Origin of the sequence: Uliginosibacterium sp. 31-12 (assembly GCF_030548425.1) — a bacterium.
Classification (GTDB): domain Bacteria; phylum Pseudomonadota; class Gammaproteobacteria; order Burkholderiales; family Rhodocyclaceae; genus Uliginosibacterium; species Uliginosibacterium aquaticum.
Window position 1 is genome coordinate 75,785 of sequence record NZ_JAUOOA010000001.1, and the last position, 22,269, is coordinate 98,053.

The window sequence follows — 22,269 nt, forward strand, 5'->3', positions numbered from 1 at the left end:
TCGCAGGTCTTCTTTCCGGATGGCTTGACGCAATTCGGTCGCCATCCGGACAAAACCCGTATACTTCCGCCTGCCTCGGACTGGGGCAGGTTTTTTTGCGAGCTGTCCAAAAGCTGCGAAATTACTTCAAGAAATTCGCCTATCTCTTTAATTTGCAAGAATCATTGCTAGAATCAGCAATGATTCAGTAGTCTGGAGTTGCCCCGATGCGCGTCAGCCAAATCCTGCTTGGCCTCATGAGTGCGGTCTTTCTCGTTGTGACACCGCTTTCTGCAGAAGCTGCCAGCAAGAAGCCGGTTGCCAAAACAAGTACTAAAGCGTCTGCCTCCAGCAAGCTCACCAAGCCGGTGGCCAAGAAAGTGAAGCTGGCACCGAGCAGCGTGCGCAGCAAGCAATTCAAGCCGGTACTGGAGAACGATTTCGACAAGGAAGGCAACCCGCTGATCCGCTCGTCCGCTTTCTTTGTGCAGGACGTGAATACTGGCGAGGTACTGCTTGAGCGCAACGCTTCCGCACCGCAGCCGATCGCTTCGATCACCAAGCTGATGACGGCCATGGTGGTCCTGGATGCCCACCAGAATCTCTCTGAAATCATCGAAGTGAGCGACGACGATGTAGATCGGCTCAAGGGCACCAGCTCGCGCTTGGCCGTAGGCACGCAGTTGAGCCGGGAAGACATGCTGCGTCTGGCCCTGATGGCGTCCGAAAATCGCGCGGCCTCCTCCCTGGCGCGCAGCTACCCGGGCGGGATGAATGCCTTTCTGGAGGCGGTCGCAGTCAAGATCAGCCTCATGGGCCTGCATGACACACGGATTTTTGATGGCACTGGCCTGAATAAGAACAACGTCTCCTCTGCGCGTGATCTGGCAACTTTGGTCGCGAATGCCTCGCGCTATCCGCTGATCCGTGAGTTTTCGACTGCCTCCGAGCATACAGTGGCACTGAAGGGCGGACGCTCGCACACCTTTCACAGCACGAACTCGCTGGTGAAGAGTCCGGACTGGCAGATCGACGTGCAGAAAACCGGTTATATCAGCGAGTCTGGCAAGTGTTTGGTGATGCAGGCCTGGATGGGCAACAAGCCGTTGGCCATCGTGCTGCTGGACTCTTGGGGGCGCTATACACGGGTGGGTGATGCACAGCGCATCCGCAAATGGCTGGAGACTATGGCCATGCATCGCAGCCAGCCCGTGGCCAGTGCCGGGCATCCGGGTCTTTCACACAGCAACTGATTGCTGGCAGAAAAACATAAAGGCCGCATGGATCTGATCCATGCGGCCTTTGTTTTTGCTGCGTCGTGTTTGCGGGATGGCTTAGCCGAAGCGGCGACGCTCCGGGGTACGACGGGCAAGCTGCCACAGGGCGATCAGTGCAACAAGCGTGAAGTTCAGCAGGGCCCATTCAGCGATTGTCAGGCCCAGAAAGGGATCGGCTTTGCTGCAGTCGCCCGTGCCTTGGAAAATCATCGGGAAGGCGTCGCCGAGCGGAAAGGAATTGAGTAGGTAGGCCAGATCGGGGCCACAAACCGTTTCGGCCGGAGGATTGCGTTGCAGCATGATCTGGCGGACTGACACGCTGGCTCCAGCAATTGCGCTGGCTGCGATCAGGAAGGCGTAGAGGCGACGCCCCACACCTTGGGCGTTGTGGATGACAGCGATGAGGGCGATCGCGGAGCAAGCGACGAAGGCATAGCGTTGCATGATGCACATCGGGCAGGGCTCGTAGCCACCAAAGTGCTGCAGGATCAGACCGAAACCGATCAGGCCGGCACACCAAGCAAAGATTGCGGAGAAAACAAGGCGCAGCGGGTAACGGGTGTACATGGCGAGCGACTGGAAGTTAGCGGGCCGGTTTCCGGCGGAGGCTGGATTCTAGCCCGGATTGCGTGTGTGGGCTTGCCGCAGGTGCGGGAGTGAGACGCAAAAGACGGGCTGCCGAGAATCGGCAACCCGCACCACATTGAACGGGTCTAGTTGTGCTGGGGGTCTTGCAGCCGGCTTACCGCATCGCGCACGTTCTGAGTGTCGAATTCCGCTCCGGAATCGCCTAGCAGTGTGCGGATTTCCTTGCATCTGGTTGTGGCTGGAACCTGTTGTTCGGAGAAGCCAAGTTCTCGGTAAAGCTTGCCGAGTTCCACGCTATAGGTTTTTGCAATCTCTTCCAGCGTCATGTAGCCGCGGATGGCTTGCGCATCGAGTCGTCCTTCGCTGCTAAGGGCAGCGCTGATCGAAGCCGGTTGGGTACGCCAGTAGCCGGCGAATTGTGCCGTAGCGATCATGCCCAGGAAGATGACCAGTCCGGCCCAGCCGATGACAGCCGGGCGGATCTGTTTGCCGGCGATTGCGGGCAGCAGGAAGGTTTGGCCCTCATGCTCGGTGCCACGCTTGCCGGTGGGGCAGGTGGTGGTGCAGGTGAGGCAACCGATGCATTCTGCCGAGCGCACGGCTGGCGCCGCCATGATGGGGATCGTGACCGGACAGGTTTTCTCGCACTTGTTGCAGGCGAGACAGCTTTCGCCATTGCGCTTGATGCTGAACAGGCCCAGCTTGCTGACGATGCCGAGAAAGGCGCCGAGCGGGCACAGGTAGCGGCAGAAAACGCGATCAACAAAGAGGCCGATCAGCAGGGACGCAAAGAGAATGCTGCTGCCGACTGCAAACTCGCTCCACATTTCGTTCCAACCCGCGAAGCCGTGGGCGTAGGCGGCCCAGGGGTCATAGGGGCGGATGATCAGGCTGCCTGTCTTCCAGGTGAAGACCAGCGCCCAGGCCAGCACGACGTATTTCAACCAGCGCAGGGGCTTGTCGAGCATGGTGGGAACGCTGAGCTGGACTTTGCGGAACAGTTTCTGGCCGATCTTGCGGGCCAGCTCCTGGAGGGTGCCGAGCGGGCAGATCCAGCCGCAGAAATAGCGCCCGAGCACGAGGGCCAGCGCGACGGTGCCGGCCAGCAGCACAAAGTCAGAGGTATTCAGGCGCTGGATGAATTCGCCGCTGCTGACGAATTTGAACAGAGCTTCGAGCCCGCCGAAAGGGCACAGGGCATCGACGGATGCCGCGCCGTCCGGGCCGCCTCCCAGTTTCTGATGGCGCCAGGCTGCAAAACTGGCGAAGGCCAGAAAACCAAGCTGGGCGATGAGGCGTGCGGGCTGCACCCAGGGACTGTGCTGGTAGTGTTTTTTCATGATTCAACTCCCCCGATGGTATGTGGATCGGTCTCTGCTGGAGTTGCGGGTGCGCGGGCAGCTTCCGGGCTGGGGGCTGCCCGTGATGAGGCTTAGCGGCGCGGGCCGCGGCCGGCTGCTTGCTCTTCGGCCGAGAGCTTGCCGTCCTTGTTGGTGTCGAGCGTGTCGAAGCGGTTCAGGGCCTGGGTGGTGAGGTACTTCTCGGCTTCAGCTCGGGTGATGACGCCGTCTTTGTCGGTGTCGGCGTTGAGCAGCATGCCGCCCTGAGATCCTTGCCCACGGTAGCTTGCCTTGTGCATGCCGCCGCGAGCCCCCATGCCTCCTTGTGCGCCGGAGCTTCGGGCATTGTTGCGGAAGGTCTGGAATTCTTCGGTGGTGATCTTGCCGTCCTGATTGGTGTCCAGCGCGGCGAAACGCTCACCGAGCCCTGGCATGCCCTTGCTGGCTTCGTCTTTGTTCAGGGCGCCGTCCTTGTCGGTATCGGCGGCCTGGAAGCGTTCAAGGGCGCGGCCCTGCATGGTGGCAGTGGCAGGCTGCATGCCTCCGCGGCCGGGGCCGGTCTGGGCAATGGCGCCGGCACTGGCAAAAACGGCGGCGATCAGGCTGGCTAGCGTGAGCAGATTGCGGGTGGTGGTTTTCATGGTGACACTCCTCTTGGGATGATTGAGTGGGCGGGGCGTGTGCTCCGTCCGCACTTGCATCCTAGGCCGGGGTGTCGCGCGAGATGTTTCGCAGCGGAAAGCGTGTGTAAGCGGATGTAACAAGGGCCGTCGGCCGGTCACCGGTGGCGGCCCTCAGAAGCTGTTCCCGATCTTACTGCGAGGCCGTTCATTGATCACTGAGAGGGCGCGCGCGCTGCTCGGAATACTCATTTATCAACATAAACTCCGGTCCCTGCGCTGCTCTTCACCCTGCTGACGCCTTCTCGCTACAGATCGTGAACAGCTTGTCAGAACCCTCGCAGAAGGGCGGCCGGGTTAGCGGGTGATCAGGGTGGCGATGGCCGTGTGGCGCGAAGCGATATCGGTCGAGATGCTTTCTTCAAACATCATCATCGACAGGCCGAACACATGAGTGAAGGTCAGTAGCGCCCGGGTATAGGCTTCTTCGGCGCTGAAACCGGCCAGTTCGAAAAGGCGGGTGGAGTTGCGCAGGCGGGCCTGATCCACGGCTTCCACCGCGGCGGCGACCAACGCGTCGCGACGGGCCCAGTCCCGAATGGCTAGTTCCATGCGCATGCGGATCTGGTTGGGCTGGGTCGCGTATTGGTTGATGACCGCGTGAATCTGCTCACGGGCCTGCTGTGGCGCGATGCTGGCCTGAGCTTCCACTTCGGCGATGCGCAAGTCGCGCCAATGTGCAGCGACGGCATTGAGGAGCGCCTGCCGGTCCTTGAAGTGCCAGTAAAAACTGCCCTTGGTCACATTCAAGCGGCGCGCCAGCACTTCCACACGCAAGCCTTCGAGGCCATCTTCGGCCAGTACTGAGAGGGCGAAGTTGATCCAGGCGTCACGATCGAGTGGCTGACGGGGCTGGGCGGTGCCGGTGGCGGGCGATTTCGTTGTGTTCATGTGGGCGATGCGGTGTTGGGCTGGGTGGCGTCGTATTATCCGGCCTTGGCGTAATTGGACAAGTCGCACCGCAAGGTGCTGACCTGATCGTTCGAGCTTTGCGGGAGTTGGCAGCGTGAAAATCCTGGTTCCGGTGAAACGGGTCGTGGACCATCAGCTCAGGGTGCGAGTGAGGCCCGATGGCAGTGGCCTCGAAACGGAAGGCCTCAAAAGAGTCATCAATGCTTTCGACGAAATAGCCCTTGAAGAGGCGGTGCGTTTGCGCGAAGCGGGGCTGGCAAGCGAGGTGCTGGTGGCAAGTTGTGGTCCGGCCGCCTGCCAGGAGAATCTGCGCAACGCACTGGCGTTGGGGGCGGATCGTGCCGTATTGCTTGAGACCGACGAGTGCCTCCAGCCGCTTGGCGTGGCGAAATTGCTCAAGGCTCTGGCCTTGCGTGAGTCGCCGGATCTGGTGCTGATGGGCAAACAGGCGACGGATGATGATGCGGGCCAGGTCGGTCCGATGCTGGCGGCGATGCTGGGCTGGCCGCAGGCCTGCTTTGCTTCCAAGCTGGTGCTGGGTAAGGCAGCGCTGCAAGTCAGTTGCGAGGTGGAAGGCGGGCTGGAAGTGCTGGAGCTGAGCTTGCCGGCACTGGTGACAGCGGACCTTCGCCTCAATGAGCCGCGTTTCGTGAGCCTGATGAATCTCATGCAGGCCCGCAAGAAACCGGTGGAGGTCTTGCCGGCAACCGGCCTGGGCGTGGACTTCAGTCCGCACCTGAAAACCCTGCATTACGCGGAGCCGCCGGTGCGTGCGGCTGGTCGGCAGGTGGCGAGCGCTGGCGAGTTGGCAGACGCCCTACGTGCGCGCCTCGCGGCAGAGGGAGCTGAGGCATGAGGATTCTGGTCCTGGCTGAACATGACAACATTCGCCTCAAACCGCTGACCGCGCGCCTTTTGGGGGCTGCGCAGCAGTTGGGGGCGGCTGCGGATCTATTGGTGATTGGCACCGCATGCCAAGCCGTTGCCGAGCAGGGCGCCCTGTTGGCAGGGGTTGCGCGGGTGCGCCAGCTCGATGCACCGCACTATGCGCACTTCTCAGTCGAAAACCTGGCCATGGTGTTGGCCCAACTGGCAGGCAGTTATACCCATGTGCTGTTGCCGGCGACGCCCTTTGGCAAGGCCTTGGCGCCAAGGGTAGCGGCGATGCTGGATGTGGCGCCGGTGTCAGGCGTGACGGCGATTGTCGCGGGGGACTGCTTTGTGCGTCCGACGCATGCTGGCAATGTGCTCGAGACGGTGCTGTGTCCTGAACCGGTCAAGGTTCTGACCCTGCGTCCCGCCGCTTTTGCGGCGGCAGGCCAGCAGCTACCGGCGGTGATCGAGAGTCTGGCGCCCGGGCCGGAAATGGGCGTGAGCCGGCAGGTGGCGCAGCAGCGGACGAATAGCGCGCGGCCGGAACTGGCGACGGCGCGGGTAGTGGTGGCCGGTGGGCGTGGTCTGGGCAGTGCAGATGCCTTTCGTGATCTGCTTGAGCCTCTGGCCGATTGCCTCGGTGCTGCGCTGGCGGCAACGCGTGCGGCGGTGGATGCGAACTACGCGTCGAATGATCTGCAAGTCGGGCAGACCGGTTGTGCCGTAGCGCCAGAGCTCTACATTGCGATTGGCATTTCTGGCGCACAGCAGCATTTGGCGGGTATGCGCGATGCGAAATGGATTGTTGCGATCAACACCGATCCGGAAGCGCCGATCTTCAAGGTGGCCGATCTGGCGCTGGTGGGGGATGCCCACGAAATTGTGCCGCAGCTGGTTGCTGCACTACGCGGATGACGGTGTTCGTGTTCGACAGTGAGGCCGCCAGCCTTGCCGTCTGCGCTGATCCGGCAGCGGCCCTGCAGGGGCGTGCTGTGGCGGATTTGCGGGCGCAGCGCTGGTTATTCTTTGGTGTGGATGGCGAGCCTTTGCGGGTCGATTGTCTTGCTGACGGGACGAGCCAGCTGCGCCCATGGGCATCCTGTGCGTCCTGCCGACTGGTTCAGGTGCTGCCGTGGGTGGAGCATTTTGAGACTACATCGGAGTGGCCGGATCTGCAGCGCGTGCGCGAGAGCCTGGGGGAGTGAGCCGGGTAGGCCGGCGCAACGCCGCTTCATCATCTTGCGCACAAGCATTCAGCCTGCGGGTTGGTAGCGGGCCAGTGCGGTGTGCAACTGCTGCTCATCGATCGGTTTAGTGAGGAAGTCGTTCATCCCGGCAGCGAGGTAGTCGTCACGGTCTTCCACGCTGGCGTTGGCGGTCAGTGCGATGATCGGAATCTGTGGCTGGCGTACCGGATGCTCGGGCAGGCCGCCGGCACGAATTGCCCGCGTGGCTTCCGGGCCATCCATTTCGGGCATGCGCCCATCCATCAAGACCAGATCGAATTCTTCGCGGGCCAGGGTGCGGACGGCTTCGAGCCCGTTTTCGGCGAATACCGGGCGATGCCCCATTTCTTCGAGCAGGGCGCGCAGGATCAGACGGTTGGTGCTGGAGTCCTCGGCACAGAGAATGCGCAAGGCCTGCCGGGCCGCAGGCAGCGGCATGCTTGCGGTGGCCTGATCGAAGCCTTGCTGTGGCAGGGTGAGGGGCAGGGTGAAGCGGAAGGTGCTGCCCTCCTGCTCGCGGCTTTCTACGCCGATGCTGCCGCCCATGGCTTCGACGAGTTGGCGGCAGATCGCCAGGCCGAGGCCGGTGCCACCGAATTTGCGCGAGGTGGAGGCATCGGCTTGCTGGAATTTATGGAACAGGCGGCCCAGCGCTTCAGGCGGGATGCCCAGTCCGGTGTCCTTTACGGCGAAAAGCAGGCTGGCCTGTCCGCCCACCTCCTGATCGCAGTCGACCTGGACCGAGATCTTGCCTTGCTGGGTGAACTTGATCGCGTTGCCGATCAGGTTGGTGAGTACCTGACGGATGCGCACCGGGTCGCCGCTGATCCAGCGCGGCACCCGTGGCCCCATGTCGAGGGTGAAGCGCAGCCCTTTGTTCTGCGCGTTGTGGCGCATGATCTGCACGGTGTCGTCGAGAAGCCGGTGAAGATCCAGGGAAACACTTTCGATCTTCAGCTCCCCGGCTTCGATCTTCGAGAAATCGAGGATGTCGTTGATGATGCCGAGGAGCGATTCGGCGCTTGACAGGCCGGTGGCGACGAAATCCCGTACCGGGCCGGTGAGTTGCTTGTCACGCATGGCCAGCCGCAGTGTGCCGATCACGCCGGAGATCGGGGTGCGGATCTCGTGACTCATGTTGGCGAGGAACAGGGATTTGGCCGCGCTGGCGCGCTCGGCCTCTTCCTTGGCCTGCTGCCAGCGGGCTTCAGTCTCGCGCAGGGATGTGATATCCGAGAGCACGCCGATGCGCACCGGCTCACCGTCCGCACCCTTGCCGAGCGTGTCCAGCAGCACGTAATGGTGCAGGCTACCGCCCTGCGGGCGCAGGCTCAGCGGGCGCTGCAGGATCTGCTGTTCCTGGCTGGCGTCAGCCATGCCCGGTACCGGAGGCAGGCCGAAAGCCCGTGGCTGCTGGCCGATCAGGGCCACTGGATCACGTGCGAACATGCGCCCCAGGGCGCGGTTGACCATCACGAAGCTGCCGTTTGCGTCCTCTACAAAAAGCGGAGTAGGCAGGGCATCAAACACTTCCTGGAGGAAGGCCAGCAACTGCGTCTGGCTCTGGAGTGCGATCTGCAGTGCGGCTTCGGCGGTGCGCCAGGGCGTGATGTCGAAATTGGTACCGACGATCACTGCCTGTCCGTCCACGCCGGCGCAGGAAGTTTTCGCAATCATGCGGAAGGCTTCCTTGCCGGTATAGGGATGGGTGATGTGTTCTTCCTTGTGAATCTGGAGGGTGCCTTCCAGTACCTGGCGATCTTCCTCACGGACCAGACTGACGTAGTCCGCCCCGGCCCCCAGCTCGGCCGGCCCACAGCCGATCAGCTCGGCTGCGCTGCGGCCGGAGTCCTTGGCCATGGCCGTATTGACCAGCAGATAGCGGCTGTCGGCATCCTTCACGTACACCGGTTGCGGAATCACGTCGATCAGGCGCTGAGTGAATTCCCGGGTGCGCTGCAGGAGCGCCTGTTCGCGTTCCACCGCCGCCTGCAGGGCGCGTTCGGCGAGCTTCCACTTGGTGATGTAAAAATGCGCGCCGAGTACCAGCACCTTGCCGTCGGCATTCTCCAGACGACGCTTGCGCACGATCCGGAAGCATTCCTCACCCCGTGCGTTGGTCGTGTGCTGTTCCTTGTCGATCTCGCCGCCCGCCAGCACCTGATCATCTTCTTTGGCGGCCAGAGCGGCCGAGCCGGGGTCGCTGGCGAGATCGTAGGAGGTTAGGCCCAGCAATTCCTCGCGTGGCCGGCCACGCTCCTCGGCGAAAGCCTCGTTCACCATCACAAAGTGGCGCTGCTCATCCTTGAGGTAGACCGGATCAGGAATCACGTCGATGAGGCGCTGGATGAAGGCCTGGATGCGTCGGCGACGGGCTTTTTCCTCTTCCAGCGCCTGCTCGCTGCTGCGCCAGCGAGTGATATTGATATTGGCACCGACGATGACGGGTTGGCCGTCGAACCAGTCGATGCGCTCCTTGTTGACGAGTTGGTGGCGCTCCTCTCCGGTGACAGGATGCGGGCCATGCTCGTCCTTGAAGATTTTCTGCCCGGCAAGGATCAAGCCGTCTTCGGTGCGCACCATGGCGCCGTACTCGGTGCCGAAAACTTCCTCTGGGGTGCGGCCGATTACTTGTTCGCGCTCCAATCGGTTGGAACGCAGGAAGGCGCGGTTTATCAGCAGGTAACGGCTCTGCCCATCCTTGATGTAAAAGGGTTCGGGCAGTACGTCGAGCAGGTTCTGGATCAGCGCTTCGAGATTGGCTGGCGGTGCCGCGCTGCGTGGGGACATGGAGGCGAGACTGCCAGTGAGGCAGCCCGCCAGCGCCAGGATGGTCAGGCCAAACCCTTCCTGCCCGAGAGACCATGCCAGCAGCACGCCCAGCAGCGTGCCGAGAGCGGGAAGGACGTGTCGGAATAGGTCTGGTTTCACAGGGCGGGCCACCAATAGGGGACAATCCTCTCCGGCTAACGGCCAGCTACGGCCGCTACTTGATGGCGGACGGGAGGATTGCCCGCAGGTGTGCCGCCGCTGGTGGGATCAAGCCTTCTTGCGGCCCTTGCGGTTTTCGCAGTCGGTTTTGGTGCATTCGGCGTAGAGATACATGGCGTGTTCGCGCACCTTGAATCCCTTTTCGATCGCGATGGCGTTCTGACGCGCCTCGATTTCCGGATCGAAGAACTCCTCGATGCGGCCGCAGTCCATGCACACGATGTGATCGTGATGGTCGCCCTTGTTGAGCTCGAACACGGCCTTGCCGGTTTCAAAGTGATGGCGTTGCAGCAGGCCGGCTTGCTCGAACTGGGTTAGCACGCGGTAGATGGTGGCCAGGCCAACATCCATTTCTTCAGCCAGCAAAAGGCGATAGACGTCTTCGGCGGAGAGATGGCGCTCGCTGGTACGCTGGAACAGGTCGAGGATCTTCAGGCGCGGCAAGGTTGTCTTGAGCCCTGACTCCTTGAGGCTATGGGGTGGCGGCATCGCGGTCTCCGGTCAGTAAGGCCCGTATGATATAGTCCGGGCGGTGTTCTTGGAATCTTCCGGGGCCGGGCCGATGGCCGGGCCTCGTCCCTGTTGATGTCACGAGAGTTTGTCCGAATGATCCTGCGTAGCGGCTTCCTGACCCTTGCTGTCTGCCTGCTGGCAGCCTGTTCCTTCAAGCCGTACCGGATCGATGTACGTCAGGGCAATGCCATCACTCAGGAGATGGTGGCGCGCCTCACGCCCGGCATGAGCCGCGATCAGGTGCGCCTTGTGATGGGCTCGCCGATGCTGGTGGATGTATTCCATGCAGATCGCTGGGACTATGTTTACCAGTTCTCCAGTGGCTACAAGACGCCCGAGCGTCGTAAGCTGACCGTCTTCTTCGAAGGTGACAAGCTCGCGCGCCTCGACGGCGATGTGGTGCCCGCTTCTGGTGAGATGCCGGTGCTACCGGTTACGCCGCGCATGATCGACATCACTGGCCCGGCGCCCGCCGCCAAACCCTGATTTCAATCGCGGCCGCAAATCCTGCGGCCAGCCGCTTTCCCGAGGATCGAACATGACTGTGAAGGTCGCCATTGCCGGGGCTTCCGGCCGTATGGGGCGCATGCTCATTGAAGCCGCCCAGCAGATGCCCGAAGTGCAGTTTGTGGCGGCGCTTGATCGCGCCGACAGCCCTTTCATTGGTCGCGACGCCGGTGAGCTGGTTGGCAACGCCTGTGGCGTTCCGGTCACCAGCGACATCGAGGCGGCACTGACGCTGGCTGATTGCCTGATCGATTTCACCCGCCCCGAAGGTACGCTGGAACACTTGAAGATCGCTCGCCGCGTGAAATGCGCAGTGGTGATCGGCACGACCGGCTTCAAGCCGGAAGAGAAGGCCCAGATCGGTGAAGCAGCCACTGAAATTCCGGTGACTTTTGCGTCCAACATGTCGGTGGGCGTGAATGTCGTGTTCAAGCTGCTTGATGTCGCGGCGCGGCTGCTGGAAACGGGCTATGACGTTGAGGTTTTCGAGGCTCACCATCGTTTCAAGGTCGATGCCCCCTCCGGTACCGCGCTCAGCATGGGAGAAGTGGTGGCCCAGGCGCTTGGGCGTGACCTCAAGGAATGTGCCGTGTATGGCCGTGAAGGTGTGACTGGTGAGCGCAAGCCCGAGACCATCGGTTTTGCCACGGTGCGCGGGGGCGATGTAATCGGTGATCACACCGTGATGTTCTGCGGTCTGGGCGAGCGCGTTGAGATTTCCCACAAGGCCAGCAGTCGCATGCCTTATGCCACCGGTGCCCTGCGTGCTGCGGCTTTCCTGCAAGGCAAGGGCAGTGGCCTGTACGACATGCAGGATGTGCTGGGCCTGAAGTAGTCAGGCACTTCAGCCAGATCAAAGGCCGGGCTTGCCCGGCCTTTTGTTTGCCTGCCTCAAGGGCGGAGGGCTACCTGCCGTAAACCAAGGGAGTCGTTCACCCTTTCCGGAGCAGGCATGGCCCGCCGTCAGCACGAAGAAGAGCATGAGAATCACGAGCGCTGGCTGGTGTCCTATGCGGACTTCATCACCTTGCTGTTCGCCTTTTTCGTCGTGATGTATGCAATCAGCTCGGTGAATGAGGGCAAGTACCGGGTCTTGTCCAGCTCCATGGTGCAGGCCTTTCGCAGTGCGACCAACGAGCAGGCTGCAGCCATCGTGGCGCCGCCGCAGGCGACTGGCACGCCGATCATGCCCGTAGTGACCCGGCAGAGCCGCTCGGATACGCAGGCCGAAGCGCGGCGTACCGAGTATCGGCAGAAGATGCGCAGCATGGCCGAGGAGGTCAAACGGGTGCTTGAGCCCTTGGTGCGCGGAGGTCAGGTGCGGGTCACCGAGGGTGTGAACGGCATTGCCATTGAAATCAATGCCAGCGCTCTCTTCAACCCGGCAGAGGCTCAGTTAGGGCCAGAGGCCGTTCGTGCTTTGCGAGCGGTAGCCGAAGTGATTGCCGTGGGCAGTTTTCCGATCAAGGTCGAAGGGCATACCGACAACCTCCCGATCTCTACCGCGTTGTTCCCTTCCAATTGGGAGCTGTCTGCGGTGCGTGCTTCATCCGTGGTGCGCCTGTTTGTGGCTTCCGGTGTCAGTGCTGAACGCATGACGGCGGCAGGCTATGGAGACCAGAGACCCGTGGCGGACAATTCCACCCCGGACGGGCGGGCCCGCAATCGGCGAGTCACCATCCAGATTGAATCGATGGCGCCCGAAGTGGCTGAAGCACCTGTGACCACGACAGAAGTGCTCGGCGCGCCGCGGCAGCCCGAGGGTGTGCGCCAGGTGCCGGATGCGGATGGCGCGCTGGGAACGCCTGAGAACATACGTCTGGTGCCGGGCGGGAAGGCTCCATGAATGTACTTGGCTCAGAGGCCCGCTGGAATCTGTAAAACGGCATAAAAAAACAGGCGTTGCTGAGGCGGATCTCGCAAAAATGGCAGGCTGGTTCGTCTTCGTATGGCTGCCCTCTGCCGGAAAATGTCGGTGTGCGGTTGAAGCTACTGCTGTAGAGGCGTTCGGCCAGTGCGCGAGCAGATCTGTGCAGGAATGTTTGCTTGAGGTGGCCGGCGTTCAGGCGAGAGGGCGCCCGTTGCTCAGCAGACGTGTCGTTCTGGTGGGGCTGAGCGGGGCCGGGCGAGATGGTCCGGTGAACTTAGTAGCTACCCAGCAGGCGTGAGCCAGGGCGGGTGCGGGCGGCACCGTCCGGCCCATAGACTGTGGGCTGGTCGGAGTGCGCCATAAGAATGGCAAGGGCTTGATGATTGTGGGCGAGGCGCTCGGTGAGCAAGGCACCGTTGGCCTGATTTAGGGCACGGGCCTCGGCGACAGCCTTCAGGTAGTTGTTCCAGACCGGATTGGCTGGATCGCCAAGCAGACTTTCCACGCCGCTCTTGTCATGCTTCAGCGCAGCCTGGCCGAGCAGGCTGGTGCGGGCGTCGGCGCTTTGCTGGAGTAGACGGGCGTAGCGGTTCTTGTGTTCCGAGAGGGCAAACAATGGCTCGACGTCGCGCTCGCCCAGGATCTTTCTTTCCTGTTCGAGAACGGCGACGAAATCCCGTACCTGCTGGGTTTCAGCAATCAGCAGGGCGAGTAGGCGCTGGCGCAGCGCGCTGTGGTCGGCAGCTGGGCTCACGCGCTACGGGGTTGGGCGGCGAGCATCTGGCGCACGCTGTCGAGCAGACCATCGGCGACCTTGTCCGGATTGACCTTGAACTGCCCTTGAGCAATGGCGTTCTTGATCTCGTCGACTTTGCCGCTATCGACAACCGGTGTTTCGGCAATGGCTTGCTCCAGCTTTTGCAGATTGCTGGCAAGGTTGGAAAGTTGCACCTGCGACGGGCTGGCCGAAGCGGAGCTGGTGGAAGATTCGCGGGTAGATCGGGGTTTTGAGGTGCTGACCGATCCTGGCGAAGTGACTGAATTCTCGATTTTCACGGCGTTTCCCTTCGGCTCGAGGCATGTGCGGTGCACTGGCAGGGCACGCAAGCCACTGATTTTTTAACAGGCATTCGTGATGCCATGACTGCCTTATCGGGCCTCTGGGAAAAAACTTTAGATTTTTTTGCAATCCACGGCAAGGGGCTGCCGGCGCTCCGGGGCAGAGCACAGCAGGCCTGACGGCAGGAATCGGGTCAGCGCTGAACTTCGACCAGGCCGGCCTCGCTCGCTATCCCACGCGCGATTTTGCCGTTGGGCAGGCGGACGCGCAGCGTTTCGCCGCGGCCGGCGCTGCTGATGGCAATCCCCTGGTTGCTCACCTGAAGGCTGCCGGCACGGATTTCCACGCGGACTTCCTGACCCGCTTCGATGATGGCTTCGCTGCGCAGCAGGCTGCGTTGCAAGGGCCGGCCGGCGGCGATGCTGGCCCGACTGGTACGCCCGATGGCCTCAGTTGGCGTGCTGAGCACATCTGCGGCCTGGTTGCTCAGCTCTCCTTCGACGAGCTTCATATCGTGCTCGGTGAGCGTTGCGCCGAGCGGAATCTGGCGGGCAGCTACCAGCATCTGGCCTTCCACCTTGATTCGGGAGGGGATGTAAAGGGCTTGTTGGGGCCCGGCCTGGCAGCGGGCCCCAACCGAGATGCGTCCCCAGGGGCGGCTGCCTTCGGGCAGGAGGAGTTCCCAGCGCTGGCAGGCGATGAGTTTCTCGCTCAGTGGATAGCGCCCGATTTCAATCGTGACCTTGCCGGGCAGGCTGGCGCTGCGGGCTTCGAGAAAGCGCTGCAGTGCCGGGCCGAGTTGGTCCTCTGCGTGGGCGACGCAGGGGGTAAAACAACTAAGTAGCAGGAGGAGGCCGGGAAGGAGGGAGCGCATGGTGCCGCCAGATGGGTGATGGCCGATTCAAGCACAGCGCGCGCCAGCTGATGGGTCAAACAGGCGGGTGCTTGCGGGGCTATTCCGGCGAGTTTCAGCCTGCCGGCAAACATTGCCGCAGGCTGGGTGATGGCTGCCGGGAAAGCCGGTGGTTTTGCCGCTTTATCGCCGTCTGCGGACCCTAATACGGGGCTTAGGATGGTTGGCATAGAAGCTGCAATGAGTTCGTCGAGTGGCCGATGTGTGCCGGGAGCGACGGATATGTTTGAAGAGATCATGAACGGAGTTGAAGAGATGAACGTCCAGCTCGATAACGCCCTGCGCTTTCACCAGACCGCCCTCAACCTGCGCGCCGATCGCCAGGAGCTGATAGCAGGCAACATGGCCAACGCGGATACCCCCAACTACAAGGCGCGCGACATCGATTTCGGCTCTGCGCTGAGCGGTGCGCTGCTGGGGCGTGCAGGCAAGCCGATTGCGCTCAGCACGACGGCCAGCCGTCACCTGAATGCGAGTGGCACGAGCACTTTCCCGCAGCAGATGTATCGCACGGAAACGCAATCGAGCGTAGATGGCAATACGGTGAACATGGATGCCGAGCGCGCGGCTTTTGCCGAAAACTCGGTGCAGTACGAGGCCAGCATTACGTTCATCAACGGCTTGTTGCGCACCATGCAGCAGGCCGTGTCGGGCCAGTGAGCAGGGGCTGAATCATGAGCATGTTCAATGTTCTGAATATCGCTAGTTCGGCGCTCAGCGCGCAGTCCCAGCGCCTGAACACCACCGCCAGCAATCTGGCCAATGCCGAGAGCGCGGTGGGGGCCGATGGCAAGCCTTACAAGGCCAAGCAGGTCGTTTTCCAGGCCGTGAATATGGGCCAGAGCGGGCAAGGCGTGAAGGTTCAGCAGGTGGTGGAGAGCGCAGCCCCTGGCCGTATGCTCTACGACCCGAAGAGCCCGCTGGCCGACGAGAAGGGTTACGTCACCATGCCCAATGTGGATGTGGTGGAAGAGATGGTGAACATGATTTCGGCTTCGCGTTCCTACCAGACGAACGCGGAGGTGATGAATACGGCCCGCACGCTGTTGCAGCGCACGTTGGCCATTGGACAGAGCTGAGCAATCGGCGGGTAAGACAGGAGCAGGCACATGACTACCGTCAGCAGCAGCACCAGCGCCAGCGCGCAGGATATTTATTCCTCGCTGAACAAGACGAGCACGACGTCCACGAGCACGGTCGAGGATCAGCAATCGCGCTTTCTGAAGCTGCTGACGACCCAGCTCAAGAATCAGGACCCGCTCAACCCGATGGACAACGCCCAGACCACTTCGCAGCTTGCCCAGATCAGTACCGTGGATGGTATCGAGCGGCTCAATGAAACGCTCAAGACCATGATGGGCAACATGCAGTCCTCCGAAGCACTGCAGGCGGCCAATCTGGTGGGGCACGCGGTGCTGGTGCCGGGCAGCGGCATGATCGTCACCGAAGGCATCGGGATGGGCGGCGTGCAGCTCGATGCGGTGGCGGACAAGGTCACCGTGAGCATCAGCGACAAGAACGGCCTGGAGGTCAAGCGCATGGATCTTGGCGCGCTTGAGGCCGGTGTGCATGACTTCGTGTGGGACGGCAAGAACGATGCCGGCACCGCCGTGGCCGATGGCAGCTATACCGTGAAGGTGACGGCCTACAAGGGCGACGTCAAGGTGGGCGCCACCGCACTCGAACTGGGCACGGTGACCGGCGTGGTCACCAGTGGCAGTGACGTGAAGGTCGATGTGAACAAGTTCGGCGATTCTGCCCAGCTTGGTCGTGTTTCGATGGGCGACATCAAGCTCATTCTGTAATCCGGGAGCAGATCATGGCATTCCAGCAAGGCCTCAGCGGCCTCAACGCATCCTCCAAGGCGCTCGACGTCATCAGCAACAACGTGGCCAACGCCAGCAACGTGGGCTTCAAGCTTTCGGGTACCCAGTTTGCGGATGTGTACGCCTCTGCGCTCAATGGCGCGTCTGCCGGGGTGTCGATCGGGATTGGCACCCAGATTGGCAAGGTGTCCCAGGTTTTCAACCAGGGCAATATTACGCCGACCAACAATCCGCTGGATGTGGCCATCAATGGCGCCGGTTTCTTCCGCATGGATAACGGTGGCTCGGTGGCCTATACCCGCAACGGCCAGTTCCAGATAGACAAGAACGGCTACATCATCAACTCGCAGGGCTACCAGCTCACGGGCTATCCGGCGAGCTCTACTGGCCAGATTTTGCCGGCCAGTCCGAGCAGCATCTATATCGACACTGCCGACCTGATGCCGGCGCAGAGCTCGGAGGTCGCCATGGGGCTAAACCTCGATTCGCGCTCCACTGTGCCGACCAATGCCTGGGTGGCGGGCAGTGCCAGTCCGGATCCGAGCACCTACAACTCGTCGACCTCGGTCACTCTGTACGACAGCCTGGGCAACTCCCACATCATGACGATGTATTTCCGCACGGCGGGCAGCGGTAATTGGGACATGTATACCGCGCTTGATGGTGGTGCGACCGGAGCGGCGACTGCCGTGACCTTTGATACCTCCGGTCAGCTCACCACCGCCATGCCCGTGACCATTGCGGGCCTGGCTGTAACGACTGGCGCTGTCACGCCCTTCAGCGTTGATTTCGATTTGACCGGCAGCACCCAGTACGGCAGTTCATTTGGGGTGAATCGCCAGACTCAGGACGGTTTTGCCTCGGGTCGCCTCTCCGGGATCACCATTGGTGACGATGGTGTGATCCAGGGCCGCTATTCGAATGGCCAGACGCGCAACCTTGGTCAGGTCGTGCTGGCGAATTTCGCCAACCCGCAAGGTCTGCTTTCCCTGGGCAATAACCTGTGGGGCGAATCGCCCACTTCCGGTCAGCCGCTGGTGGGGGCACCCGGCACCGGTAGTCTGGGGCAGCTCACGGCTGGCTCGGTGGAAGAGTCCAACGTCGATCTCACGGCTGAGCTGGTCAACATGATCACAGCTCAGCGCAACTATCAGGCTAACGCCCAGTCGATCAAGACTCAGGATCAGGTGCTGCAGACCCTGGTGAACCTGAGGTAACAGGCGTTTGAGTCTGAGCGAACGATACTGACATGGATAAGCTGATCTATACCGCGATGACCGGGGCCAAGGCCACAATGGGCCAGCAGGCTTCGGTGGCCCACAACCTTGCAAATGCCAGCACGGTTGGCTTTCGCGCTGAATTGCATCGTCTGCGCGCGGTACAGGTGCAGAGCGAGGCTCAGCCCACCCGGGCTTTCGTGGTGGATGCCTCGGTTGGCAGCGATTTTTCGTCTGGCCCGCTCAATCACACCGCTCGTTCACTGGATGCTGCGGTCAATGGTCAGGGCTGGTTTACGGTGCTGCAACCGGATGGTAGCGAAGCCTATACACGGGCGGGTGCTTTCAAGATCGACGACAACGGCGTGCTGCGCACGCAGGGTGGTCTCGAGGTAGCGGGAGATGGTGGCCAGCTCGCGATCCCCCCGGAAAACGCAGTGGAAATTGGGCCTGACGGAACTATTACGGCGGTACCGCTGAATGGCACCTTGGCCGCGACCAATACCGTGGGCCGCCTGAAGCTCGTCAACCCGCCTGAAGAAGAGCTGGTTCGCGGTGATGACGGCCTGTTTCGCCTCAAGAGTGGCCAGCCCGCCAATCAGGACGAGAACGTGCGTGTAAGTGGCGGCTATCTCGAAGGTAGCAATGTGAATCCGGTCGACCAGATGGTGAACATGATTTCGCTGGCGCGCAGTTACGAGACCCAGCTCAAGCTGATCTCCAGCGCACAGGACAATGACAAGAGTGCCAACCAGGTGATCGCTGCCCGTTAAGGGGGGCGGATTGCGGGGTTTTTGATGCGCTGATTGACGGACTGGTCGATGACTGAGCGACCTATCCTCGCAACACAAGGAGAAGCAAAATGATCCGTGCCCTGTGGATTGCCCGTACCGGCCTCGATGCGCAGCAGACGCATCTCGACGTGATTTCCAACAACTTGGCCAACGTCAGCACCAATGGCTACAAGCGTGGGCGTGCGGTGTTCGAGGATCTGCTCTATCAGACGCTGCGCCAGCCCGGTGCCCAGAGCTCGCAGAGCACCCAGATTCCTTCGGGCTTGCAGATCGGTACCGGTGTGCGCACGGTAGCCACCGAGCGCATCCATACCCAGGGGAATTTGCAACAGACCGGCAACTCGCTGGATCTGGCCATTCAGGGGTCGGGTTACTTTCAGGTCCAGATGCCGGACGGCACTTTGGCCTATACCCGAGATGGTGCTTTCCAGAAGGATTCGCAAGGCCAGATGGTGACCTCTAGCGGCTACCCGGTGGAGCCGGCGATCACTATCCCTGCGGATGCGCTGTCGGTCACGGTCGGCAAAGATGGCACGGTTAGCGTGCTGCAGGCGGGGCAGGTCAATCCGGCTCAGATCGGCTCGATCCAGATCGCCAACTTCGTCAATCCGGGCGGCTTGCAGAGCATGGGTGAGAACCTCTTTCTCGAAACCGCTTCCAGCGGCACGCCCACGCCCACCACTCCCGGCACCAATGGCACGGGTGTGATCAATCAGACCTACCTGGAAACGTCCAATGTGAACGTTGCAGAGGAGTTGGTCAGCATGATCGAAACCCAGCGTGCCTATGAACTCAACTCGCGTGCAGTGAGTACGGCGGACCAGATGCTCTCGCGTCTGACCCAGCTCTGATCCGGTTCTGAACGGGGGCTGATCATGTCCATCCGCCTTGTCCTGTTGCTGCTCGTCGGTTTGCTCAGTGGCTGCAGCTTGCTGCAGCAGACCACTGCCGTGCATCAGCCGATGACGGCGCGGCCAATGCCGGCACGCACCGAAACTGCCGGCAGCATCTTCGGCAGCAGTCCGCGTTCGTTGTTCGAAGATCGCCGTGCGCGCTATGTGGGCGACACCCTGACGATCAACATCGTCGAGAAGAATGCCGCCAGCAAATCCTCCAATACCAATGCCACGCGTGCTTCCAGCACCGAAATGGAAGCACCTTTGATCGCCGGGGTGATGGGCAAGAATATCGCGGCCAAGATGAGCGCGTCGGCTGCCGCAGACCAGAGCTTTGCCGGCAAGGGCACGGCGGCGGCCAACAATTCCTTCACCGGTACGGTGACGGTGACGGTGATCGAAGTCTTCCCCAACGGCAACCTGCTGGTTTCCGGCGAAAAGCAGGTGGCGATCAATCAGGGCCAGGAGTTCATCCGTTTCTCCGGCGTAGTGAATCAGAACAACGTGAGCAGCTCGAATACCGTGCAATCCACTCAGGTGGCCGATGCCCGGCTCGAATACAAAGCCAATGGCTATCTCGACGAAGCCCAGACCATGGGCTGGATGCAGCGCATCTTCATGAACGTGCTGCCGTTCTGATCGTCAAGCAGGTGCGGAAAGGTCAGGTGGCATGATGGACAGGACAGGAAAATCTCTCCGGGGAGGGTGGCGTGTGGCGCTCTTGTTGGCGTGCCTGCTGCTTGCAGCTCCGGCGCATGCCGAACGCATCAAGGATCTGGCAAACATTGCCGGCGTGCGCAGCAACCAGCTGGTTGGCTATGGCATCGTGGTCGGCCTGGATGGCACTGGCGACCAGACTTCGCAGGCGCCTTTCACCACCCAGAGCCTGATCAACATGCTGGGCAATCTGGGTATCACGATTCCTCCCGGCACCACCTTGCAGCTCAAGAACGTGGCCGCCGTGATGGTCACCCTGCAATTGCCGGCCTTTGCACAGCCCGGCCAGCAGATCGACGTGACCGTTTCGTCGATGGCCAACGCCAAGAGCCTCAAGGGCGGTACTTTGCTGATGACACCGTTGAAGGGCGCGGACGGGCAGATCTACGCGGTGGCGCAGGGCAATCTGATTGTCGGCGGGGCCGGTGGCTCGGCAGGTGGCACCAAAGTCACGGTGAATCATCTGTCAGCGGGTCGGATCCCCGGCGGGGCTACGGTCGAGCGCTCTGTGCCGACGGCGGTAGGCGGCGCGGACTCGGTGCAGCTCGAGCTGGCCCAGGCCGATTTTGGCACTGCGCAACGTGTGGTGGAGGCCATCAACAAGAGCTTCGGCGAGCAGGTGGCCTGGCCGCTGGATGGGCGCCGGATCCAGGTGCGGGCACCCGAGTCGGCGGCCGAGCGGGTGGGCTTCCTTGGCCGGCTCGAGAATATCGATGTCACACCGATGGCTGGCGCGGCGCGGGTGATCGTCAATTCACGCACCGGCTCGATCGTCATGAACCAGTCTGTGACCTTGCAGGAGTGCGCTGTGGCGCACGGCAACATCACGGTGACGGTGAATACCGAGACCCAGATCAGTCAGCCCAATCCACTCTCCCAGGGGCAGACCGCCGCCGTGCAGAATGCTCAGGTCGACGTCAAACAGGATCAGGCCAGCCTGATGCGTTTCAAGCCTGGTGTGACCCTGACCGAAGTGGTCAAGGCGCTCAATGCGGTGGGCGCCACGCCGCTGGATCTGGTGAACATCTTGCAGGCCATGAAGTCAGCCGGCGCACTGCGGGCCGAGCTGGAAGTTATCTGAGCGGCGCTGAAAAAATGCTGCGCCTATTGCGATCGCATCTGAATGCACCTCGTGCCTTGCCGGGAATGGTCGGGTACGTTCTTGCGACGGTGCCGAATTTTTCGCGCACGCCGAGGCCTTGCCCATGAACAGTGTGCAGCCCAACGTACTCGACCCCTCCAGTCTGGCCGGCCTCAAGCTGCAGACGCGGGAAGGCTCACCCGAGGCCAACAAGGCCGTGGCACAGCAGTTCGAGGCGATGTTCCTGCAGATCGTGCTGAAGACCATGCGCGAATCAATTCCGCAGGACGGGATGCTTGAAAGCGAAGGGACCAAGCTCTTCCAGGGCATGCATGATCAGCAGCTGGCCCAGCTGATGTCCCGCACTGGGGGCATCGGGCTGGCTCAGGTGGTCGAGCGTCAGCTCAATGGCACAAGCATTCCGCGCCTGCCGACCTACGACCTCAAGGGGCCGGCACAAGCGGGGGCTACGGTGGCAAGTGCCGCCGGTGTGGCGCCGCAACTGGGCACACCCTACAGCGGAGCGGCGCAGGGGTTCGTCACGCAGGTCTGGCCACAGGCCCAGCAGGCCGCTGCCAGCCTCGGTGTGCCGCCGCATTTTCTGGTGGCCCAGGCGGCGCTTGAAACTGGCTGGGGTAAATCGGTGATCCAGCGTGCGGATGGCAGCACGAGCTACAACCTCTTCAACATCAAGGCCGGTCGTGACTGGCAGGGCGAGGTGGTGGAGGCACGCACCACCGAGTATGAAAATGGCCGGGCGGTTGAGCGGGTGGAGCGTTTTCGCGCCTACGGCTCATACGCCGAATCCTTTCAGGATTACACCCGCCTGATCGGCCAGAACTCGCGCTATGCCGGCGTACGTGGCCAGAGTGATGGCGACGCCTTTGCACGTGCGCTGCAGCAGGGGGGCTATGCCACTGATCCGGCCTATGCCGACAAGCTCAGCCGCATCATCAATGGCAACACCCTGCGTCAGGGCTTGCAGGCTTCAGCGCGCTGAGGCGGCTCC

Annotated in this window: 25 protein-coding genes; 16 read left to right on the plus strand and 9 right to left on the minus strand. The window is 61.8% G+C overall.

Annotated elements, in window-relative coordinates:
• Positions 1-206: 206 nt before the first annotated feature.
• Positions 207-1,232: a serine hydrolase gene (locus Q3Y64_RS00355; RefSeq protein WP_101942295.1), complete on the plus strand. Its 1,026-nt coding sequence runs from the start codon at positions 207-209 to the stop codon at positions 1,230-1,232.
• Between the two features lie 81 nt (positions 1,233-1,313).
• Here Q3Y64_RS00355 and Q3Y64_RS00360 read toward each other — a convergent pair whose 3' ends face one another.
• From Q3Y64_RS00360 to Q3Y64_RS00375, 4 genes are all read right to left on the minus strand, one after another.
• Positions 1,314-1,823 carry a disulfide bond formation protein B gene (locus tag Q3Y64_RS00360; RefSeq protein ID WP_101942296.1) on the minus strand — a complete coding sequence of 170 codons (510 nt, stop codon included), beginning with the start codon at positions 1,821-1,823 and terminating at the stop codon, positions 1,314-1,316.
• Between the two features lie 146 nt (positions 1,824-1,969).
• Positions 1,970-3,184 carry a 4Fe-4S binding protein gene (locus tag Q3Y64_RS00365; protein ID WP_303559317.1) on the minus strand — a complete coding sequence of 405 codons (1,215 nt, stop codon included), beginning with the start codon at positions 3,182-3,184 and terminating at the stop codon, positions 1,970-1,972.
• A gap of 92 nt (positions 3,185-3,276) precedes the next feature.
• Positions 3,277-3,825 carry an EF-hand domain-containing protein gene (locus tag Q3Y64_RS00370; protein WP_158239206.1) on the minus strand — a complete coding sequence of 183 codons (549 nt, stop codon included), beginning with the start codon at positions 3,823-3,825 and terminating at the stop codon, positions 3,277-3,279.
• 336 nt (positions 3,826-4,161) lie between these two features.
• Positions 4,162-4,755 (minus strand): TetR/AcrR family transcriptional regulator, encoded by a 594-nt coding sequence (locus Q3Y64_RS00375; protein ID WP_101942299.1) that lies wholly within the window; start codon positions 4,753-4,755, stop codon positions 4,162-4,164.
• A gap of 115 nt (positions 4,756-4,870) precedes the next feature.
• Between Q3Y64_RS00375 and Q3Y64_RS00380 the strand changes: the two genes are divergently transcribed.
• From Q3Y64_RS00380 to Q3Y64_RS00390, 3 genes are read left to right on the plus strand one after another with little or no spacing between them, the layout of a single operon-like run.
• Positions 4,871-5,632, plus strand: coding sequence for an electron transfer flavoprotein subunit beta/FixA family protein (locus tag Q3Y64_RS00380; RefSeq protein ID WP_303559322.1), 762 nt, complete (start codon positions 4,871-4,873; stop codon positions 5,630-5,632).
• The gene (locus tag Q3Y64_RS00385) at positions 5,629-6,564 is read left to right on the plus strand and encodes an electron transfer flavoprotein subunit alpha/FixB family protein (RefSeq protein WP_303559324.1); all 936 of its coding nucleotides are present in this window, start codon (positions 5,629-5,631) and stop codon (positions 6,562-6,564) included. Before Q3Y64_RS00380 ends, Q3Y64_RS00385 begins: the two co-directional genes overlap by 4 nt.
• Entirely contained in the window at positions 6,561-6,854 is a 294-nt protein-coding gene (locus Q3Y64_RS00390) for a hypothetical protein (protein WP_303559326.1), read from the plus strand. Before Q3Y64_RS00385 ends, Q3Y64_RS00390 begins: the two co-directional genes overlap by 4 nt.
• A 48-nt stretch (positions 6,855-6,902) precedes the next feature.
• Here the strand turns inward: Q3Y64_RS00390 and Q3Y64_RS00395 are convergent, their stop codons facing one another.
• Both Q3Y64_RS00395 and fur read right to left on the minus strand, forming a co-directional pair.
• Positions 6,903-9,818 carry a PAS domain-containing protein gene (locus Q3Y64_RS00395; RefSeq protein WP_303559328.1) on the minus strand — a complete coding sequence of 972 codons (2,916 nt, stop codon included), beginning with the start codon at positions 9,816-9,818 and terminating at the stop codon, positions 6,903-6,905.
• A 96-nt stretch (positions 9,819-9,914) separates the two neighbouring features.
• Positions 9,915-10,355 (minus strand): ferric iron uptake transcriptional regulator, encoded by a 441-nt coding sequence (gene fur, locus Q3Y64_RS00400; RefSeq protein ID WP_101942304.1) that lies wholly within the window; start codon positions 10,353-10,355, stop codon positions 9,915-9,917.
• 117 nt (positions 10,356-10,472) lie between these two features.
• On the opposite strand from fur, the gene Q3Y64_RS00405 reads away from it, so the two are divergent.
• The 3 genes from Q3Y64_RS00405 (at position 10,473) to motD (ending at position 12,732) form a co-directional block, all read left to right on the plus strand.
• Positions 10,473-10,865 (plus strand): outer membrane protein assembly factor BamE, encoded by a 393-nt coding sequence (locus tag Q3Y64_RS00405; protein ID WP_101942305.1) that lies wholly within the window; start codon positions 10,473-10,475, stop codon positions 10,863-10,865.
• A 52-nt stretch (positions 10,866-10,917) separates the two neighbouring features.
• Positions 10,918-11,721, plus strand: coding sequence for a 4-hydroxy-tetrahydrodipicolinate reductase (dapB, locus tag Q3Y64_RS00410; protein ID WP_101942306.1), 804 nt, complete (start codon positions 10,918-10,920; stop codon positions 11,719-11,721).
• Positions 11,722-11,838: 117 nt separating this feature from the next.
• Positions 11,839-12,732 carry a flagellar motor protein MotD gene (motD, locus tag Q3Y64_RS00415; RefSeq protein ID WP_101942307.1) on the plus strand — a complete coding sequence of 298 codons (894 nt, stop codon included), beginning with the start codon at positions 11,839-11,841 and terminating at the stop codon, positions 12,730-12,732.
• Between the two features lie 298 nt (positions 12,733-13,030).
• Here motD and Q3Y64_RS00420 read toward each other — a convergent pair whose 3' ends face one another.
• From Q3Y64_RS00420 to flgA, 3 genes are all read right to left on the minus strand, one after another.
• Positions 13,031-13,510: a flagella synthesis protein FlgN gene (locus tag Q3Y64_RS00420; protein WP_170021921.1), complete on the minus strand. Its 480-nt coding sequence runs from the start codon at positions 13,508-13,510 to the stop codon at positions 13,031-13,033.
• The gene (gene flgM, locus Q3Y64_RS00425) at positions 13,507-13,812 is read right to left on the minus strand and encodes a flagellar biosynthesis anti-sigma factor FlgM (protein ID WP_101942309.1); all 306 of its coding nucleotides are present in this window, start codon (positions 13,810-13,812) and stop codon (positions 13,507-13,509) included. Before flgM ends, Q3Y64_RS00420 begins: the two co-directional genes overlap by 4 nt.
• A 197-nt stretch (positions 13,813-14,009) precedes the next feature.
• Positions 14,010-14,690, minus strand: coding sequence for a flagellar basal body P-ring formation chaperone FlgA (gene flgA / locus Q3Y64_RS00430; protein WP_303559337.1), 681 nt, complete (start codon positions 14,688-14,690; stop codon positions 14,010-14,012).
• A 294-nt stretch (positions 14,691-14,984) separates the two neighbouring features.
• Between flgA and flgB the strand changes: the two genes are divergently transcribed.
• From flgB to flgJ, 9 genes are all read left to right on the plus strand, one after another.
• Positions 14,985-15,389 carry a flagellar basal body rod protein FlgB gene (flgB, locus tag Q3Y64_RS00435; RefSeq protein ID WP_303560363.1) on the plus strand — a complete coding sequence of 135 codons (405 nt, stop codon included), beginning with the start codon at positions 14,985-14,987 and terminating at the stop codon, positions 15,387-15,389.
• Between the two features lie 14 nt (positions 15,390-15,403).
• Positions 15,404-15,808 carry a flagellar basal body rod protein FlgC gene (flgC, locus tag Q3Y64_RS00440; RefSeq protein ID WP_101942311.1) on the plus strand — a complete coding sequence of 135 codons (405 nt, stop codon included), beginning with the start codon at positions 15,404-15,406 and terminating at the stop codon, positions 15,806-15,808.
• A gap of 30 nt (positions 15,809-15,838) precedes the next feature.
• Positions 15,839-16,534, plus strand: a complete 696-nt coding sequence (locus Q3Y64_RS00445; protein ID WP_303559339.1) for a flagellar hook assembly protein FlgD — start codon at positions 15,839-15,841, stop codon at positions 16,532-16,534.
• Between the two features lie 14 nt (positions 16,535-16,548).
• On the plus strand, positions 16,549-17,772 hold the full coding sequence (flgE, locus tag Q3Y64_RS00450; RefSeq protein ID WP_303559341.1) for a flagellar hook protein FlgE: 1,224 nt from the start codon (positions 16,549-16,551) through the stop codon (positions 17,770-17,772).
• 32 nt (positions 17,773-17,804) lie between these two features.
• Entirely contained in the window at positions 17,805-18,545 is a 741-nt protein-coding gene (gene flgF, locus Q3Y64_RS00455; RefSeq protein ID WP_101942314.1) for a flagellar basal-body rod protein FlgF, read from the plus strand.
• An 89-nt stretch (positions 18,546-18,634) separates the two neighbouring features.
• Positions 18,635-19,417, plus strand: coding sequence for a flagellar basal-body rod protein FlgG (flgG, locus tag Q3Y64_RS00460; RefSeq protein WP_101942315.1), 783 nt, complete (start codon positions 18,635-18,637; stop codon positions 19,415-19,417).
• A gap of 24 nt (positions 19,418-19,441) precedes the next feature.
• On the plus strand, positions 19,442-20,101 hold the full coding sequence (locus Q3Y64_RS00465; protein WP_101942316.1) for a flagellar basal body L-ring protein FlgH: 660 nt from the start codon (positions 19,442-19,444) through the stop codon (positions 20,099-20,101).
• 34 nt (positions 20,102-20,135) lie between these two features.
• Positions 20,136-21,260, plus strand: a complete 1,125-nt coding sequence (locus tag Q3Y64_RS00470) for a flagellar basal body P-ring protein FlgI (RefSeq protein ID WP_173893994.1) — start codon at positions 20,136-20,138, stop codon at positions 21,258-21,260.
• A gap of 124 nt (positions 21,261-21,384) precedes the next feature.
• Positions 21,385-22,260, plus strand: coding sequence for a flagellar assembly peptidoglycan hydrolase FlgJ (gene flgJ, locus Q3Y64_RS00475; protein WP_303559346.1), 876 nt, complete (start codon positions 21,385-21,387; stop codon positions 22,258-22,260).
• Positions 22,261-22,269: the final 9 nt, after the last annotated feature.